Origin of the sequence: Comamonas avium (assembly GCF_014836675.1) — a bacterium.
GTDB classification, from domain to species: Bacteria; Pseudomonadota; Gammaproteobacteria; order Burkholderiales; family Burkholderiaceae_C; genus Comamonas; species Comamonas avium.
Genome location: NZ_JACSQK010000001.1, coordinates 72,400 through 89,560, shown reverse-complemented (window position 1 = coordinate 89,560; position 17,161 = coordinate 72,400). Strand labels below are relative to the sequence as shown.

Below are 17,161 nucleotides of genomic sequence, written 5' to 3'. Positions count from 1 at the left end.
CCCCACTGTTAAAACCTTGATCAGTTCAAAGCGTCTTTCAGTGCCTTACCTGGACGGAATTTAGGCACCTTAGCTGCTTTGATCTTGATGGCATCACCGGTACGTGGATTACGGCCAGTGCGTGCAGCACGCTTGCCAACTGCAAAAGTACCAAAACCTACCAAAGAAACTGTACCGCCCTTTTTGAGGGTTTTCTTCACTGCATCAATCGTCGACTCCAGCGCGCGAGCTGCAGCAGCTTTGGAGATGTCGGCGTTATTAGCAATGTGCTCAATCAGTTCAGTCTTATTCACAAGATGCCTCTCGAGAAATGGTTGTTGGAGCGCCTTTGTGACAGAGTTGGAAACTCAACACCGCATGGTGCTTGTCAGCGTTAGGCGAGATTCTAGTCAGGTTTGCCAGGCATTTTGACGAAAAAGCGATTTTTTTACCGCTTTTGCGCGAAGTGACTTTCCGCATTGACAAATGCATCTACCGCTTCATCTGCGGCAAGCGTTCACTTTTTACACGGCCCTGCAGATAGAGGCAACAAAAAAGCGCCAAAGGTGTGTCCTTGGCGCTCTTGCGTTGTGCGATGCGAGCTAGTGCTTGACGCGGCTGCGAATCTCTGGAATTGCTTTTTGCAAGTAATACACCATGGACCAAACGGTCAGCACAGCGGCAATCCAAATCAGGATTTGTCCCCACAAGCGGGTATCCACTACGCCAAACAATACGCCGTCATACAACATGAAGGGAATTGCCACCATTTGCACCGTCGTCTTGAGCTTGCCCAGCATGTGCACAGCCACACTCTTGCTGGCGCCAATCTGTGCCATCCATTCACGCAAAGCAGAGATTGCGATTTCGCGGCCAATGATGATCAACGCCACAAATACATCGGCACGCTGCAAATGCACCAGCACCAGCAACGAAGCGCACACCAGAAACTTGTCTGCCACAGGATCCAGAAAGGCTCCAAACGAGGAAGTCTGGTTCAAGCGCCGCGCTAAAAAGCCATCCAGCCAGTCTGTCGCCGCAAAGACGATGAACATCAACGCCGCAATCAGGTTGCGAGTTTCGGGAGGGAATGGCGCGTAGAACACCCCGACGATCAAGGGGATCGCGACAATGCGCGTCCAGGTCATCAAGGTGGGAATGGTGAAGAACATGGGCGCGATTGTGTCACGCCTGACGCACTTTGAACGCAAGCGTGCACTTGGTAAAACTGCGTAGGTAGCCAAGCATCAATGCAATGCGCGGTAAATATCATCAGCCAAACTGGCAGAAATACCGTCTACCGTCATCAGATCTTCGATGCTGGCGTTGGTCACACCACGCACCCCGCCAAATCGCTGCAACAAGCGGGCGCGACGCTTGGGGCCGACACCTGCAATGTCCTCCAGAGTGCTTTGCCCTGTACGCACCTTGGCGCGCTGTGCACGCATGCCCGTAATGGCAAACCGGTGTGCCTCGTCACGAATCTGGGCAATCAGCATCAAGGCTGCCGAGTCGTGCCCCAAATAGACTTTAGGGCGGCCATCGGCAAACACCAGCTCTTCCAGGCCGACTTTGCGGCCTTCACCTTTTTCAACACCCGCAATCCGGGACAAGTCCAGTCCCAGCTGGGTAAATACTTCGCGCGCCATGCTGACCTGCCCCTTACCTCCGTCCACCAAGACCAGATCAGGCAAACGGGGTGCACCGCGCTCAGGCTCTGCACCGCCGGCGGCCTGCAAGGCTTCTGCCACAGGCTGGTAACGCCGCGTCAGCACCTGGCGCATGGCGGCATAGTCATCTCCTGGGGTAATGCCTGTGATGTTGAAGCGGCGATATTCGCTGTTTTGCATCTTGTGGTGGTGAAACACCACGCACGAAGCCTGTGTGCTCTCACCTGCCGTGTGCGAAATGTCAAAGCACTCGATCGTGAGTTCATCCAGGCGTTCCTGCGGCAAATCCAGTGCCTCGGCCAGTGCGCGCGTACGCGCCTGCTGCGAGCCCTCCTCGGCCAGCAAACGTGCCAGCTGAATGGCGGCATTTTGCTCTGCCATCTCCAGCCAGATGCGACGCTGCTCACGGGGCTGCTGCACCGCCGTGATCTTGTAACCAGCCTGGGCTGACAGCGCCTGAATCAACAGCACATCGACTGCCTCACTCATGACCAGCACAGGCGGGATGGGCACATCAATGTAGTGCTGCGCCAAGAAGGCCTCCAGCACACGTACCTCTACCGATTGCTGCAGCACCTCGTCCTCCAGCTGGTAAACACCCATGGCATCGTCCAGTTGAGAAGGAAAGTACGCGCGGTCACCCAGATGCCGGCCACCGCGCACCATGGCCAGATTCACACAGGCGCGTCCACCTTGCACCTTGACGGCCAGGATGTCGACATCTTTATCGCTGGTGGTTTCAATCGCCTGCTGGTGCAGCACTGTGGACAGGGCTGACATTTGATTGCGGATTTCTGCCGCTTTTTCATACTCCTGCTTTTGCGCATGCGCCATCATGCGGGCCTCCATTTGCTGCAGCAACTCCTGCGTTTCTCCGCGCAGCATGGCCTCGGCGTTGCGCACATCGACGGCGTAGTCCTGTGGGCTGATGTGATTGACACAAGGGGCAGAGCAGCGCTTGATTTGATAGAGCAAGCAAGGACGAGAGCGGTTGGCAAACACCGTGTCTTCACAGGTGCGCAGCCTGAATACTTTTTGCAGCAGTTGAATGCTTTCCTTGACTGCCCATGCACTGGGGTAAGGACCAAAGTAACGGTGCTTCTTGTCGGTACTGCCGCGGTAATACGCTATGCGCGGAAAGCGCTGGCCCGGGGGGGCGCTTGCATCACCATCGCGCACCGACACACCGGTCAACTTGAGATAGGGATAACTTTTGTCATCCCGAAACAGAATGTTGTACTTGGGGTGCTGGGTTTTGATGAGGTTGTTTTCCAGCAGCAGCGCCTCTGCCTCTGAGCGCACTACCGTGGTCTGCAGACTGGCAATTTTGCTGACCATGTGCCCAATGCGCGTGCCGCCATGGTCTTTCTGAAAATAGCTGCTGACGCGGCGCTTGAGATTGCGCGCCTTGCCCACGTACAGCAGCTGGTCGGCCGCATCGAAATAGCGATACACGCCAGGCAGCGACGGCAAAGCCGCAACCTGGGCCAATATTTCAGGAGAATGCTCAACAAAAGACATGCACGCATTGTGGCGTCTTGTGCAAAGCCCGCACAAAAACGCTTTGTGCTATTTCAAATAAATAGCTGCCTGCGCTAGCGGTCTTTGTTATGCACAAAAAGCTGCCGCGTCTGCAGCAATCACGCACAGCCTCGTGCACTGACCCGCCTGCGCTACCATCGCCCGCCCGCACTATTGCGGATCTTTTTGACACAGCCATGCCCACTGCAACACCCCGCTTCATGCCCGCCCAGCGCTGGGATATTTTTTGTCAGGTGATCGACAACTATGGAGATATTGGTGTGTGCTGGCGTCTTGCGGCAGAGCTGGGCGCACGTGGCGCCTACGTCAGGCTGCGCACTGACGATGCATCGGCTCTGGCATGGATGGCGCCACAGGGTGCACAGAATGTCAGCATCCTGCCTTATGACGCAGCAACCGACGCCGACACACACGCCGATGTCGTCATTGAAGCGTTTGGCTGTGAAGCGCCTGCACCTTATCTGCATGCTTTGGCACAACGCCATGCGCAATGCCCGGCAGTGGGAGCACGCCTGCCTGTGCTGGTGAATTTGGAGTATCTGTCTGCCGAAGACTATGTAGAGCGCTGTCACCGCCTGCCCTCGCTGATCATGTCCGGACCCGCCGCAGGCATGACCCGCTGGTTCTTCTATCCGGGGTTTACCGTCCGTACAGGCGGTTTGATACGCGAGCAACAGCTGCACACCCGACAGGCCAACTTTGACCGCACCACATGGCGCGCGCAGCATGGCGTGCGCAGTGACGACCATGCCATTTCTCTGTTTTGCTACGAACCACCCGCGCTTCCCGCGCTGCTGCAGCAACTGGCCACCCCCAGCCCCGGGTTCGCTCCACGCTTGCTGGTCACGCCGGGGCGTGCTGCGGCTGCCGTCAAGGCACTGGACAGTGCCCAGCGCCTGCATCCCGTCTATTTACCCGTACGCACGCAAGTGGCTTTTGACGAGATGCTGTGGGCCTGTGATTTGAATCTGGTGCGCGGGGAAGATTCGCTCGTCCGGGCACTGTGGGCGGGCCAGCCCTTTGTCTGGCATATCTACCCGCAAGATGACAACGCCCACCATGCCAAGCTCGATGCTTTTCTGGACTGGCTGCAGGCTCCTGCCAGTTTGCGCAGCTTTCACCATGCCTGGAACGGCCTGACAGATGCCGCCACACTGCCCACAATCACCCCTGCATTACTGCAGGAATGGCATGCCTGCGCCCTGCAAGCACGAGAAAAATTACTGACACAAAACGACTTGATCGCTCAGCTACAACAGTTTGTGGCAGAAAAAAGCTAAAATCTCGGTTTTGCCCTCCTGATCGGCTGCCACCCACGTGTGCAGCTACGGCGTTTTGGACGGCTCCCGCCGCGGAACATGCGGCAGGCTTTTACGCTTTCAAAAGCGACATGCTTGCCTGCTGTGTTGAGCGGCTTCAACCCAACCAGCTAAGCAAGCTATGAAAATCGCACAAGAAATCCGTGCCGGCAACGTGATCATGCACGGCAAGGACCCCATGATCGTTCTGAAGACCGAATACGCTCGTGGCGGCCGCGGTGCAGCCACTGTGCGCATGAAGCTCAAGTCCCTGATCGGCAACTTCGGCACAGAAAACGTGTTCAAGGCCGACGACAAGATCGACAACGTGATCCTGGAAAAGAAGGACTGCACTTACTCCTACTTCGCGGACCCCATGTACGTGTGGATGGACTCCGAGTTCAACCAGTACGAAGTGGAAGCCGCCAACATGGGCGACGCCATCAACTACCTGGAAGACGGCATGGAAGCTGAAGTCGTGTTCTATGACGGCAAGGCCATCTCCTGCGAGCTGCCTACCACTGTGGTGCGCGAAATCACCTGGACTGAGCCAGCCGTCAAGGGCGACACTTCCGGCAAGGTGCTCAAGCCTGCCAAGATTGCTACCGGTTTTGAAGTGGCTGTGCCTTTGTTCGTGGCCCAGGAAGACAAGATCGAAATCGACACCCGCACTGGCGAATACCGCAAGCGCGTGTAATGGCCGTGCAGCGCCTGCCGCTGCCCACCATTGAAAAAAGGCTTCCTGCGGGAAGCCTTTTTTATTGCCTGATATGAAAAAATAAGAGCGCATAACGCTTACCAGTGCTATCTTTTAGATACAAAACATATTGAAATCGTTATCTGATAAGCGATAGCAGCTCTCTTTTTATTTCCACCATTCTCCACCCGCCCCTGGCACGCTTCCTGCAGTTAACCCCCCCGATTGATGCGGTTGCACCAATCCGGAAACAGGTAAACCCCAATATCTGTTTGGGTTGCATCTTTTTAGAATCGCGCCACTTTGCAATAGGCACAGGTTCTTCTTCAGGAGCTAGGCGGTTATGGCGACAACGACCATTGGCATCAAGGTAGACGAGTTGATGCGGGACAGACTCAAGGCTGCAGCCCTGCAATTGGGCTGCACGCCGCATTGGTTGCACAAGCAAGCGCTGCAAAGTTACCTGGAAGCGATTGAACAAGGTAAACCACTGCCTGAGCTGCAGTACTTGGGCAGCACCAGCCAGGGCGATGCTGCAGAACCCGAGCAAATGCCTGACGGCGGTCAAGCCTATGCACCGTTTTACGCACTGGCCCAAGATGTGCAAGCACAAAGCGTGCTGCGCGCGGCCATTACTGCCGCCTACCGCCGCCCTGAAACCGAGTGCCTGCCCTTGCTGATGGCACCTGCCACCAGCACCCACCCCGCGGACGTGCACGCACTGGCTGCTCGCCTGGTACAGGCCTTGCGCGAAAAACGCCACAAAAAGACGTCGGGCGTTGAAGCGCTGGTGCAGGAGTACTCGCTCTCCAGCCAGGAAGGCGTGGCCCTGATGTGTCTGGCTGAAGCCTTGCTGCGCATTCCAGACCGTGCCACACGCGATGCACTGATTCGCGACAAGGTCAGCAAGGGCGACTGGAAGTCGCACACCGACTCCCCTTCCCTCTTCGTCAACGCGGCCACCTGGGGCTTGATGATTACCGGCAAGCTGGTCAGCGTGCACAGCGAGCAAAAGCTGGGCTCTGCGCTCAGTCGCCTGATTGCCAAAGGGGGCGAGCCCCTGATTCGCCAGGGTGTCAACACCGCCATGCGCATGATGGGCGAGCAGTTTGTCACCGGGCAGACCATTGCCGCCGCACTGGCCAACAGCCGCAAGCTGGAAGAAAAAGGTTTTCGCTACTCCTACGACATGCTGGGCGAGGCCGCGACCACAGAAGAAGATGCCGCCCGCTACCTGCAGTCGTACGAGCAGGCCATTCATGCCATTGGCCAAGCCTCACAAGGCCGTGGCATTTACGAAGGCCCGGGCATCTCCATCAAACTGTCGGCCCTGCACCCCCGCTACAGCCGCTCCCAGCGTGATCGTGTGATGCAAGAGCTGTTTCCGCGTCTGCTCAAGCTGGCTGAACTGGCACGCCACTACGACATTGGCCTGAACATTGACGCCGAAGAAGCAGACCGTCTGGAAATCTCTTTCGATCTGCTGGAGCAGCTGTGCTTTGCCCCATCACTGGCAGGCTGGAACGGTATTGGCTTTGTGGTGCAGGCCTACCAGCGCCGTGCATATGCCGTGCTGGACTGGATCATTGATCTGGCCCGCCGAAGCAAGCACCGCCTGATGGTGCGTCTGGTCAAAGGCGCGTACTGGGACAGCGAAATCAAGCGCGCCCAGGTAGACGGGCTGGAAGACTACCCCGTGTTCACGCGCAAGCTGCACACCGATGTGTCGTATCTTGCCTGCGCCCGCAAGCTGCTGGGTGCACCGGAGGCCATCTTTGCGCAGTTCGCCACGCACAACGCCCACACACTGGCCAGCATTTACCACATGGCTGGCAACAACTACTACCGGGGTCAGTACGAGTTTCAATGCCTGCACGGCATGGGCGAAGGCCTGTACGAAGAGGTGGTGGGCGATACCGCCAACGGCAAGCTGGCACGCCCCTGCCGCATTTATGCACCCGTAGGCACGCACGAGACCTTACTGGCCTACCTGGTGCGCCGCTTGCTGGAGAACGGTGCCAACAGCTCTTTTGTTCACCAAATTGGGGATGAAACCGTGGCCATCGAGCAATTGGTGGCAGACCCCGTGGCCGCAGCCCAGGCGCTGACCCCGCTGGGCCGCCCGCATGATCGCATTCCTGCCCCTGCTGATTTGTATGCCGCGCAGGCGCGCAGCAACTCAGCGGGCGTCGATTTGAGCAACGAGCAGCGCCTGGCCTCTTTGTCGGCCGCGCTGCTGGGCAGCGTGGCACCGTTGACAGCCCAGCCCGCCAACGCTGCGCACCTGAGCGCACAAGCCATTCACAACCCATCCAATGCCAGCGATGTACTGGGCGAGGTGCGCATGGCAGGCCATGCAGAAGTGGCGCTGGCCATGGCACAGGCCCAGCACGCGGCCCCCATCTGGCAAGCCACGCCGGTCAATGCCCGCGCGCAAGCACTGCAACGCGCTGCCGATAGCATGCAGGCGCAACTGCAGCCGTTGATGGGTTTGCTGTGCCGCGAAGCGGGCAAGACCTTGCCCAATGCGATTTCTGAAGTGCGCGAGGCCATTGACTTTCTGCGCTATTACGCGCAGCAGGCCGAGCAGCACCTGAACAACGACAGCCACCGCCCCTTGGGCGTGGTGGTGTGCATCAGCCCCTGGAATTTTCCGCTGGCCATCTTTGCCGGCCAAGTGGCTGCTGCGCTGGCAGCCGGCAATGTGGTGATTGCCAAACCGGCAGAGCAGACCAATTTGATCGCTGCCCAAGCTGTAGCCATGCTGCACCAGGCAGGCATTCCAGAGCATGCGCTGCAACTGCTGCCCGGGGACGGCGAGACCGTTGGCCAGGCCCTGGTGGCCCATCCAGCCACAGAGGCCGTGGTGTTTACGGGCTCGCACCCTGTGGCGCAGCACATTCACCGCACACTCTCTGAGCGCCTGGGCAGCCACGGCAAGCCGGTGCCACTGATTGCAGAAACCGGCGGCATCAACGCCATGGTGGTGGACTCGTCGGCACTGTCTGAGCAAGTGGTGGGCGATGTGCTGATGTCCGCCTATGACTCTGCGGGCCAGCGCTGCTCAGCGCTGCGCCTGCTGTGCCTGCAAGATGACAGTGCCGACCACGTGCTGCACATGCTGCGCGGCGCCATGCAAGAGCTGCGCGTTGGCAACCCCGACCAGTTGGCCACCGATGTAGGCCCCGTGATTGACGCGCAGGCCAAGGCAGATATCGAAGCCTATGTCGACACCATGCGCAGTCAGGGTCATCGGGTGACGCGCCTGGAGCTGCCCGCAGAATGCCGCCACGGCCACTTTGTCGCACCCACGCTGATTGAAGTGAGCCGTGTACAGGACCTGAGCCGCGAAGTGTTTGGCCCCGTGCTGCACGTGCTGCGCTATGCCCGCAAGGACCTGGATGCCCTCCTGGAGGAAATCAACCGCCTGGGCTTTGGCTTAACGTTCGGTGTGCACACGCGCCTTGATGAAACCGTGGCCCACGTCTCTGGCCGTATCCACGCTGGCAATATTTACGTCAACCGCAACGTTGTGGGTGCTGTCGTGGGCGTACAGCCGTTTGGCGGTGAAGGGCTGTCTGGCACCGGCCCCAAAGCCGGTGGCCCGCTGTATCTGTTCCGACTGCTGGCGCAAGCGCCCGAGCTGTCGCAGCTGCCCATCAGCACTGCGCGCGGCACGCAAGCTTTGGCCATTGCCGCTGACCAGCACGTCATGCTGGATGGCCCCACTGGCGAGGTCAATCAATACCTGCTGCTTGCACGCGGCCTTATCTGGTGCATGCCCACCACCGTTGAAGGGCTGCACGCGCAGTGGCAGGCATGTCACGCCACCGGCAATGCCATGTTGCTGCAAGACAGCGACAGCCTGCGGGCACTGGTCATGCAATGGCAGCAGCAAACACCTGCTGCACAAAATGCTGCTTTGCAATGGGCCACCGAGGCCGAGATTGCACAGCTGCCATTGCAGGCCGCGCTGGCCGAAATCGACACCGATGCCCTGCTTCCCCTGCAGCAGCAGTTCAGCGCACGCCCCGGCCCCCTGCTGCTGGTTCAGGGCCTGACCACAGAAGACATTCGCAGTGGCGAGCGCTACCGCCATGAGCGTTTGCTGCGAGAGGTCAGCATCAGCACCAATACCACCGCAGCCGGTGGTAACGCCAGCCTGATGATGGTGGGTTAGCCCCATTCCTTTTGCCACTACAGCTTTCTAAAGTCCCTTTTTCCCTCTGACCTCTCATTTCCAACCCTAGGAGCACCGCAGCATGAAAACTTCTTCATCTTTCAAGACTTTGACCAGCACCGTGGCACTGGCCTGCGCCTTTGGCGGCCTGATGAGCGCCGCTCAAGCAGAAACCACCGTGCGTCTGGGCTTTGCAGCGCCTTTGACCGGCCCTCAGGCGCACTACGGTGAAGACATGCGCAACGGCCTGACACTGGCGCTGGAAGAGGCCAACGCCAAGGGCATCAAGCTCGATGGTGATACCGCCAAATTCGTGCTGGTCTCCAAAGATGACCAGGCAGACCCCCGCACCGCCGTGCAGGTTGCACAGCAAATTGCCGACGCCAAGGTCAACGGCATGCTGGGCCACTTCAACTCGGGCACCACCATTCCTGCATCGCGCGTGTACAACGACGCAGGCATTCCCCAGATCGCCATGGCCACATCGCCTGAGTACACCTTGCAAGGTTATGACAACACCTTCCGCATGATGACCAGCGACACCCAGCAAGGTGCAGCAGTGGGCGTGTTCATGGTCAAGGATCTGAAGGCCAAGAAGATTGCCATCATTGATGACCGCACCGCTTACGGCCAAGGTCTGGCAGACCAGGTCATCCAGGCCGTCAAGCGCGCTGGCGGCACCGTCGTGGCCCGCGAATACACCACGGACAAGGCCAGCGACTTCACCGCCATCCTCACCAGCATCAAAGCCAAGGGTGCTGAAGCCATCTTCTTTGGCGGTCTGGACGCGCAATCGGGCCCCATGCGCCGCCAGATGGCCACGCTGGGTCTGACCCAGCCGCTGGTCTCGGGTGAAATGACCCGCAGCGACACCTTCCTGCGTCTGGCTGGAGACTCCGCTAACGGCACCTATGCATCGCTGGCCGGCGTACCCCTGAAAACCATGGCCCAGGGTGAGAAATTTGCCGCAGCCTACAAGGCCCGCTTCAAGGCCGATCCCGGCGTTTACGCGCCCTACGCCTATGACGGCGCATGGAACATGATCACGGCCATGCAAGCTGCAGGCTCTGCCAAGGGCGACAAATACCTGCCCAAGCTGGCAGGTCTGAAGCGCAGCGGTGCCACCAGCGCCAACATTGCCTATGACAAGAATGGCGATCTGAACGAAGTGGCCGTGACCATCTACACCGTCAAGGGCGGCAAGTGGGAAGAGGTCAAGACCATCGTGGATTCGGCCAAGTAATGCGAGCCTGCCACCGCCCGCTTGCATGGGCGGTGGCAGCTGCTTAGGCAGCCATTTGCTGTGATTGACTTCACCGCAACATCTCGGACTTGCCACTCACAGCAAGTTCATTTTTTTCCGACTGCCCACGCCGCGCGGCGCGCCCGTCATGGATATTTTTCTGCAACAAATCATCAACGGCCTGACTGCTGGCAGCGTATATGCGCTGGTAGCACTGGGCTACACCATGGTCTACGGCATCATCGGTCTGATCAATTTCGCCCACGGCGATGTGGTCATGGTCGGTGCCATGACCGCTACCAGCGTAGTGCTGGGGCTGGTTGGCCACTTTGGTGACGTCTCTGTTTTCGTGGCTCTGGGCGCGGCACTTTTAGTGTCCATTCCTGTGTGCATGGCACTGGGCTGGACCGCTGAGCGCATTGCCTATCGACCACTGCGCCGTGCCCCCCGCTTGGCGGCTCTGATAACGGCCATTGGCGTGTCCATCATCATTCAGAACGTGGCCATGATGGCCTGGGGCCGCAACTACCTGAATTTTCCGCATGTCATCGAACCCACCGTCTTTCAGGTTGGTGATGCACGCTTGAGCATGCTGCAAATTGCCATCATGCTGGGCTCTGCGCTGATCATGGTGGCCTTGCTGCTGCTGGTACACAAAACACGCCTGGGCATGGCCATGCGCGCTACCGCACAAAACCGAGAAGTTGCGGGCTTGATGGGTGTGAACATCAACACCGTCATCTCAGCCGCCTTCCTGATTGGCTCTGCCCTGGCTGCGGTGGCCGGCGTAATGATCACCAGCTACTACGGCGTGGCGCAATACACCATGGGCTTCATGCTGGGCCTGAAAGCGTTTACCGCGGCGGTGCTGGGCGGCATTGGCAACCTGGGTGGCGCCATGCTGGGAGGCCTGCTGCTGGGCTTGATTGAGGCACTGGGCTCAGGCTACGTGGGCAGCCTGACCAATGGCGTATTTGGCAGCCACTACCAAGACGTGTTCAGCTTCATCGTGCTGGTGGTGGTACTGATCTTCCGCCCCTCTGGCTTGCTGGGCGAGCGTTCAGGAGACCGTGCATGAGCCACACCGCTTCGACCTCCAAACACCGCACTCCGGCCAAAGTCTGGCTGGGCGCATTTGCAATTGGTGCGGTGCTGCTGATGCTGCCTTTCTTGCTGGGCGCTACCGCCGGGCAGGGCTGGATTCGCATCCTGAACTTTGCACTGCTGTATGTGATGCTGGCCCTGGGCCTGAACATTGTGGTGGGCTTTGCAGGCCTGCTGGATCTGGGCTATATCGCCTTTTACGCCGTGGGTGCCTATGCCTGGGCGCTGCTGGCATCGCCACACTTTGACCTGCACCTGCCTTTTTGGATCGTGCTGCCCATCGGGGTCGCACTGGCGGCCATGGCAGGCATTGCGCTGGGGTTTCCGGTGCTCAAGCTGCGGGGCGATTACCTGGCCATCGTCACGCTGGGCTTTGGTGAAATCATTCGTATCTTCATGAACAACCTGGATGCGCCGGTGAACATCACCAATGGCCCCCAGGGGATCAACCGCATCGATACCGTCAAGATTGGCGAATGGGCACTGGGTCGCCCGGAAACCATTCTGGGCTTTCGCATCACTGGGCCCGAGAAGTACTACTACCTGCTGATGGCGCTGGTGATTGTCATCATCTTCATCTGCATCCGCCTGCAAAACTCGCGCGTGGGCCGTGCCTGGGAGGCCGTCCGTGAAGACGAGATTGCCGCCAAGGCCATGGGCATCAACACACGCAACATCAAGCTCATGGCCTTTGGCATGGGTGCCAGTTTTGGTGGTGTGGCCGGTTGCCTGTTTGCCTCCATGCAAGGCTTTGTCAGCCCGGAAAGTTTTGGGCTGAGTGAATCGATTGCCATCTTGTGCATGGTGGTGCTGGGGGGCATGGGCCATGTACCCGGTGTTGTGGCGGGTGCGCTGCTGCTGTCCATCTTTCCTGAAATTTTGCGCAACATCGTGGTGCCCGTTCAAGAAACGCTGTTTGGCAGCGTAGTGGTAGACCCGGACGCCATTCGCATGCTGCTGTTTGGAGTGGCGCTGGTAACGGTGATGATCTTCCGCCCAGAAGGCCTGTGGCCCTCTGCGGTGCGCAAGCGTGAATTGAACAGTGGCAAGGAGACAAAGGCATGAGCGCATTGCCACACACCCACCAAGGCATCGCCACCGGCCAGCCTTTGCTCATTGCCAAAGGCCTGAGCAAACGCTTTGGCGGCCTGCAAGCCTTGAACGATGTGAGTTTTGAGATTCGCAAGGGCGAAATCTTTGGCCTGATTGGCCCCAACGGGGCAGGCAAAACCACGCTGTTTAATGTGATGACGGCGCTGTACATCCCCGAATCTGGCAGCTGCCAGTTTCAGGGGGTAGAGCTCACCCGCCTGAAGCCGCATGAGATCGCCATACAGGGCTTGGCGCGCACGTTTCAGAACATTCGCCTGTTCTCTGCCCTGACTGCACTGGAGAACGTGATGATTGGCCAGCACCTGCGCACACAGGCCGGTCTGTGGGGTGCCATTGTGCGCAACCAGGCCACACGCCAGGAAGAAGCCCGCACCGAGGCCCGGGCGCTGGAGCTGCTGGAGTACGTAGGCATCTCTCACGTTGCCAATGAGGTGGCGTCATCGCTGTCGTATGGTGACCAGCGCCGCCTGGAAATTGCACGCGCTCTGGCCACCAGCCCCGCGCTGCTGGCTCTGGATGAGCCTGCCGCAGGCATGAACCCCTCTGAGACGGTGGTGCTGCGCACGCTGATCGAAAAGATTCGGGATGACGGCATCACCGTGCTGCTGATTGAGCACGACATGAAACTGGTGATGAACATGTGTGACCGCGTACTGGTGCTGGAATACGGCCAAGTGCTGTCCTATGGACTGCCGCACGATGTACAGCGTGACCCGCGCGTGATCGAAGCCTATCTGGGTAAAGGTGCGGCACAAGACCCGCTGCTGCACCCCGAACTTACCCACCCTACCCAACAAGAGCCTCGCCATGACTGAAGCGAACGCCCCCACCCCCATGCTGGATGTGCGTGGCATTGACGTTGCCTACGGCGGTATCCGCGCCGTGCGCAAGCTCAACTTGCACGTCAACCCCGGAGAGCTGGTTGCGCTGATTGGTGCCAACGGCGCAGGTAAAAGCACCACGTTGCGCGCTATTTGCGGCCTGGTGCCACTGGCAGCAGGTGCCATCCACTACAAAGGCCAAAGCCTGGCAGGCCAGCCCGTGCATTCCATGGTGCGCGAGGGACTGGTGATGGTGCCGGAAGGCCGCGGCATTTTTCCACAGCTGACCATTGAAGAAAACCTGAGCATGGGTGCCTACAGTCGCAGCGACAAAGCCGCGATTGCTCACGAAGTCGAGCAGGTCTACCAGCGTTTTCCGCGTCTGGCAGAGCGCCGCAAACAAACCGCAGGCACCTTGTCCGGTGGCGAGCAGCAAATGGTGGCCATGGGCCGCGCCATCTTGTCCAAGCCCCAGTTGCTGCTGCTCGATGAACCCACCATGGGGCTTGCGCCCATCATGGTGGACAAGATCTTTGAAGTGATCGAAGACATTTCCAAGCAAGGCGTCACCATCTTGCTCATCGAGCAAAACGCCCGCCTGGCACTGGAAGTGAGCCAGCGCGGCTATGTGCTGGAGTCGGGTGAGCTCACGCTGCAGGGCCCCGGGCACGAGCTGCTGCACGACCCCAAAGTGCGCGCCGCCTATTTGGGCGAATAAGCATGCGCTGCCTGGCAGCGCCCAACAAAAAAGGCTTCCCAAGGGAAGCCTTTTTTGTCTTCTGGATGCAGCCCTGCTACGCGGCCAGTTTTCGGATTTTGAACGCAGCAACAATCTGAAGAATGCCATAGAACAAAGCGCCTACGCCAATCCAGATCACTGCCACAATCAGCCCGGCAATCGGTGCTGCCAGCATCAGGCCGCCGAGAACCACGCCCAGCACGCCGCTCAAAATCAGCATCCATTCGTTGTCGATTTCTTTGCGAACGCGCACCGCAAAGATGATGCGCAGCACACCCGAAATAATGAACCAGACCGCCATCACCGTCACGAAGGCGGCGGCCATGGACACAGGGTTGGCTACAGCCATCACGCCAAAGAGCAGCGAGAGCAGCGCGTAAACAATCATCCAGCCCCGCGAAATGGGCAAATTCTTATTAAAGACAGCGATCAAACTCACGATGCCTTCGGCAATGGCCAGCAGGCCAATCGCCCACGTAATGCCTGCACCCGCGCGTACCGGCTCAAAAATGGCCATCAATCCAAACAAGGTGGACAAGATACCGAAGAGCAAAATCACCCACCAGGTTCGGCCGATGGTCAGTTGCAGTGCACTCGCTTGTGGATTCTGAGTTCCCATAACACCTCCATTGACATAAGTTTTTTTCAGTATGACCTTGTTTCATCCCGCGGCGCATGGCAGTCGCCTTCTGAGGCATTTGGCCTACATGCCCGAGCAAGGCCTGCCAGATTAGTATTGTTGCTGGCGCATGATTTTCACCCTCACAGCCAACGACATGGACAGGAGCCCCACATGCTGGACTGGAACGAATACCGCAAAGAACTTGCAGGCCGATTGGGTGAATTTGCCACCCTCAGCCCCGGCACCATGGAAGGCTACAAAGCACTTTCCACCGCAGGCAGCAAGACCCACCATCTGGATGCCAAGACGCGCGAGCTGATTGCGATTGCCGTGGGCGTCACAACCCGCTGTGACGGCTGTATTGCCGTGCACACCAAGGCAGCCAAAGCAGCGGGCGCAACCAGAGAGGAAATAGCCGAAGCACTGGGCGTGGCCGTGGCCTTGAATGCCGGTGCTGCGATGGTCTATTCAGCTCGAGCGCTGGATGCCCTTGGCGAGTAGATAGGGACGGTTTTTCCAAAAAAAAGGCTTCCAGATAGAAGCCTTTTTTCAATTTAAGTAGCTGCTTGCGCTTACACCACCTGCGTTTCAGATAGTTTTCTATCTGAAACGTAGTAAACACCAGCGCTAGCAGCTCACTTTTAATTCAACATTAAACCGGAATGCCCACCAGATCGTGCCCTTGCACGCCCAGGATACGCACGGAGATCAGCTCTCCAGTCTTGTAGGTCTTGCTCGCCTTTTCGGGCGGCTGGATATGCACCACACCGTCAATCTCAGGCGCATCGGCATAGGTACGGCCAACGCCGCCCTTCTTGCCCAGGCCCACAGATTTGTCGACCAGCACCTTCATGACCTGGCCCACACGGCGCTGCAGGCGCTGCGTGGAGACCTCTTCAGCCACTTCCATGAAGCGGGCACGGCGTGCTTCGCGCACTTCCAGCGGCAGCATACCGGGCAGCTCATTGGCCGTAGCGCCTTCCACAGGGCTATAGGCAAAACAGCCCGCACGGTCAATGTCCGCTTCGCGGATGAAGTCCAGCAAGTGCTCAAACTCTTCTTCAGTCTCGCCGGGAAAGCCAGCGATAAAGGTCGAGCGAATCACCAGCTCCGGGCAAATCTTGCGCCATTCGCGGATGCGGTCCAGATTCTTTTCACCAGAGGCCGGGCGCTTCATACGCTTGAGCACATCGGGGTGGCTGTGCTGCAAGGGCACATCAAGGTAAGGCAGGATTTTGCCTTCGGCCATCAAAGGCAAAACGGCATCGACCGTCGGATAGGGATACACATAGTGCATGCGCACCCACGCGCCGTGTTGCTGGGCCAGCTTGCCCAGCTCATCGGCCAGCTCCAGCATGCGGGTCTTGACGGGTTTGCCGTCCCAGAACCCGGTGCGGTACTTCACGTCCACGCCATAGGCAGAGGTGTCCTGGCTGATCACCAGCAACTCTTTCACACCGCCTTCAAACAGCGCTTTGGCTTCCTTGAGCACGTCACCAATCGGGCGCGAAACCAGGTCACCGCGCATGGACGGGATGATGCAGAAAGTGCAACGGTGGTTGCAGCCTTCCGAAATTTTCAGGTAGGCATAGTGCTTGGGTGTGAGCTTGATCCCCGCCTCGCCAAAGCTGCCAGGCACCAGATCCACAAAGGGGTCGTGGGGCTTGGGCAGGTGGGTGTGCACAGCATCCATCACCTCTTGCGTCGCGTGAGGGCCTGTCACCGCCAGCACGCTGGGGTGAATTTCAGCCACCATGGTGGCGCCGCCTTCCTTGCCCGCCTTGGCACCCAGACAGCCCGTGACAATCACCTTGCCGTTGACAGCCAGCGCTTCGCCAATCGTGTCCAGGCTTTCTTTGACTGCATCGTCAATAAACCCGCAGGTGTTCACGATCACCAGATCCGCGCCTTCGAAGGTCTTGGAAGTCTGGTAACCCTCAGCGCTCAGCTGGGTCAGTATGAGTTCAGAGTCGGTCAAGGCTTTGGGGCAGCCCAAACTGACGAAGCCCACTTTAGGGGCGCTGTTTTCGGTGATCATTGTGTGAATACTTGTGGGGGATTGCGCCAACTGCGCACAACCTGCGCAGGGAAATCTAAGTCCCGGCCGGCGAAATCAAGGCGTGATTTTAACGAGTGACGCCTTTTTGTGCCCA

At 58.7% G+C, this 17,161-nt stretch carries 14 protein-coding genes; 9 read left to right on the top strand and 5 right to left on the bottom strand.

Annotated features, from left to right (window positions below):
- Positions 1-20 precede the first annotated feature (20 nt).
- The 3 genes from H9646_RS00420 to uvrC form a co-directional block, all read right to left on the bottom strand.
- The gene (locus tag H9646_RS00420) at positions 21-293 is read right to left on the bottom strand and encodes an HU family DNA-binding protein (RefSeq protein ID WP_182327378.1); all 273 of its coding nucleotides are present in this window, start codon (positions 291-293) and stop codon (positions 21-23) included.
- Between the two features lie 288 nt (positions 294-581).
- On the bottom strand, positions 582-1,151 hold the full coding sequence (pgsA, locus tag H9646_RS00415) for a CDP-diacylglycerol--glycerol-3-phosphate 3-phosphatidyltransferase (protein WP_191721365.1): 570 nt from the start codon (positions 1,149-1,151) through the stop codon (positions 582-584).
- A gap of 75 nt (positions 1,152-1,226) precedes the next feature.
- Complete coding sequence (gene uvrC / locus H9646_RS00410; RefSeq protein WP_191721364.1) at positions 1,227-3,170, bottom strand: excinuclease ABC subunit UvrC; 1,944 nt, start codon at positions 3,168-3,170, stop codon at positions 1,227-1,229.
- Positions 3,171-3,367: 197 nt separating this feature from the next.
- On the opposite strand from uvrC, the gene earP reads away from it, so the two are divergent.
- The 8 genes from earP (at position 3,368) to H9646_RS00370 (ending at position 14,365) form a co-directional block, all read left to right on the top strand.
- Positions 3,368-4,471, top strand: coding sequence for an elongation factor P maturation arginine rhamnosyltransferase EarP (earP, locus tag H9646_RS00405; RefSeq protein WP_191721363.1), 1,104 nt, complete (start codon positions 3,368-3,370; stop codon positions 4,469-4,471).
- A 160-nt stretch (positions 4,472-4,631) separates the two neighbouring features.
- Positions 4,632-5,186 (top strand): elongation factor P, encoded by a 555-nt coding sequence (efp, locus tag H9646_RS00400; protein ID WP_191721362.1) that lies wholly within the window; start codon positions 4,632-4,634, stop codon positions 5,184-5,186.
- Between the two features lie 343 nt (positions 5,187-5,529).
- The gene (gene putA, locus H9646_RS00395) at positions 5,530-9,366 is read left to right on the top strand and encodes a trifunctional transcriptional regulator/proline dehydrogenase/L-glutamate gamma-semialdehyde dehydrogenase (protein ID WP_191721361.1); all 3,837 of its coding nucleotides are present in this window, start codon (positions 5,530-5,532) and stop codon (positions 9,364-9,366) included.
- A gap of 82 nt (positions 9,367-9,448) precedes the next feature.
- Positions 9,449-10,609 carry a branched-chain amino acid ABC transporter substrate-binding protein gene (locus H9646_RS00390; RefSeq protein ID WP_191721360.1) on the top strand — a complete coding sequence of 387 codons (1,161 nt, stop codon included), beginning with the start codon at positions 9,449-9,451 and terminating at the stop codon, positions 10,607-10,609.
- A gap of 148 nt (positions 10,610-10,757) precedes the next feature.
- Positions 10,758-11,687, top strand: a complete 930-nt coding sequence (locus tag H9646_RS00385; RefSeq protein WP_191721359.1) for a branched-chain amino acid ABC transporter permease — start codon at positions 10,758-10,760, stop codon at positions 11,685-11,687.
- On the top strand, positions 11,684-12,778 hold the full coding sequence (locus H9646_RS00380) for an ABC transporter permease subunit (protein WP_191721358.1): 1,095 nt from the start codon (positions 11,684-11,686) through the stop codon (positions 12,776-12,778). Before H9646_RS00385 ends, H9646_RS00380 begins: the two co-directional genes overlap by 4 nt.
- Positions 12,775-13,641, top strand: a complete 867-nt coding sequence (locus H9646_RS00375) for an ABC transporter ATP-binding protein (protein WP_191721357.1) — start codon at positions 12,775-12,777, stop codon at positions 13,639-13,641. The genes H9646_RS00380 and H9646_RS00375 overlap by 4 nt, the downstream gene beginning before the upstream one ends.
- Positions 13,634-14,365 (top strand): ABC transporter ATP-binding protein, encoded by a 732-nt coding sequence (locus H9646_RS00370; protein ID WP_191721356.1) that lies wholly within the window; start codon positions 13,634-13,636, stop codon positions 14,363-14,365. Before H9646_RS00375 ends, H9646_RS00370 begins: the two co-directional genes overlap by 8 nt.
- Positions 14,366-14,441: 76 nt before the next feature.
- On the opposite strand, the gene H9646_RS00365 is transcribed toward H9646_RS00370, so the two are convergent.
- On the bottom strand, positions 14,442-15,005 hold the full coding sequence (locus H9646_RS00365) for an HdeD family acid-resistance protein (RefSeq protein ID WP_191721355.1): 564 nt from the start codon (positions 15,003-15,005) through the stop codon (positions 14,442-14,444).
- A 174-nt stretch (positions 15,006-15,179) separates the two neighbouring features.
- Here H9646_RS00365 and H9646_RS00360 point away from each other — a divergent pair, with 174 nt between their 5' ends.
- Positions 15,180-15,509 carry a carboxymuconolactone decarboxylase family protein gene (locus H9646_RS00360; RefSeq protein ID WP_191721354.1) on the top strand — a complete coding sequence of 110 codons (330 nt, stop codon included), beginning with the start codon at positions 15,180-15,182 and terminating at the stop codon, positions 15,507-15,509.
- A 151-nt stretch (positions 15,510-15,660) separates the two neighbouring features.
- On the opposite strand, the gene rimO is transcribed toward H9646_RS00360, so the two are convergent.
- The gene (rimO, locus tag H9646_RS00355) at positions 15,661-17,046 is read right to left on the bottom strand and encodes a 30S ribosomal protein S12 methylthiotransferase RimO (protein ID WP_191721353.1); all 1,386 of its coding nucleotides are present in this window, start codon (positions 17,044-17,046) and stop codon (positions 15,661-15,663) included.
- Positions 17,047-17,161 lie beyond the last annotated feature (115 nt).

Coding starts and splice junctions, on each gene's coding strand:
- pgsA (WP_191721365.1), bottom strand. CDS start 1,151: ATGTTCTTCACCATTCCCACCTTGATGACCTGGACGCGCATTGTCGCG.
- H9646_RS00390 (WP_191721360.1), top strand. CDS start 9,449: ATGAAAACTTCTTCATCTTTCAAGACTTTGACCAGCACCGTGGCACTG.
- H9646_RS00370 (WP_191721356.1), top strand. CDS start 13,634: ATGACTGAAGCGAACGCCCCCACCCCCATGCTGGATGTGCGTGGCATT.
- H9646_RS00380 (WP_191721358.1), top strand. CDS start 11,684: ATGAGCCACACCGCTTCGACCTCCAAACACCGCACTCCGGCCAAAGTC.
- efp (WP_191721362.1), top strand. CDS start 4,632: ATGAAAATCGCACAAGAAATCCGTGCCGGCAACGTGATCATGCACGGC.
- H9646_RS00385 (WP_191721359.1), top strand. CDS start 10,758: ATGGATATTTTTCTGCAACAAATCATCAACGGCCTGACTGCTGGCAGC.
- H9646_RS00360 (WP_191721354.1), top strand. CDS start 15,180: ATGCTGGACTGGAACGAATACCGCAAAGAACTTGCAGGCCGATTGGGT.
- rimO (WP_191721353.1), bottom strand. CDS start 17,046: ATGATCACCGAAAACAGCGCCCCTAAAGTGGGCTTCGTCAGTTTGGGC.
- putA (WP_191721361.1), top strand. CDS start 5,530: ATGGCGACAACGACCATTGGCATCAAGGTAGACGAGTTGATGCGGGAC.
- uvrC (WP_191721364.1), bottom strand. CDS start 3,170: ATGTCTTTTGTTGAGCATTCTCCTGAAATATTGGCCCAGGTTGCGGCT.
- H9646_RS00365 (WP_191721355.1), bottom strand. CDS start 15,005: ATGGGAACTCAGAATCCACAAGCGAGTGCACTGCAACTGACCATCGGC.
- H9646_RS00375 (WP_191721357.1), top strand. CDS start 12,775: ATGAGCGCATTGCCACACACCCACCAAGGCATCGCCACCGGCCAGCCT.
- earP (WP_191721363.1), top strand. CDS start 3,368: ATGCCCACTGCAACACCCCGCTTCATGCCCGCCCAGCGCTGGGATATT.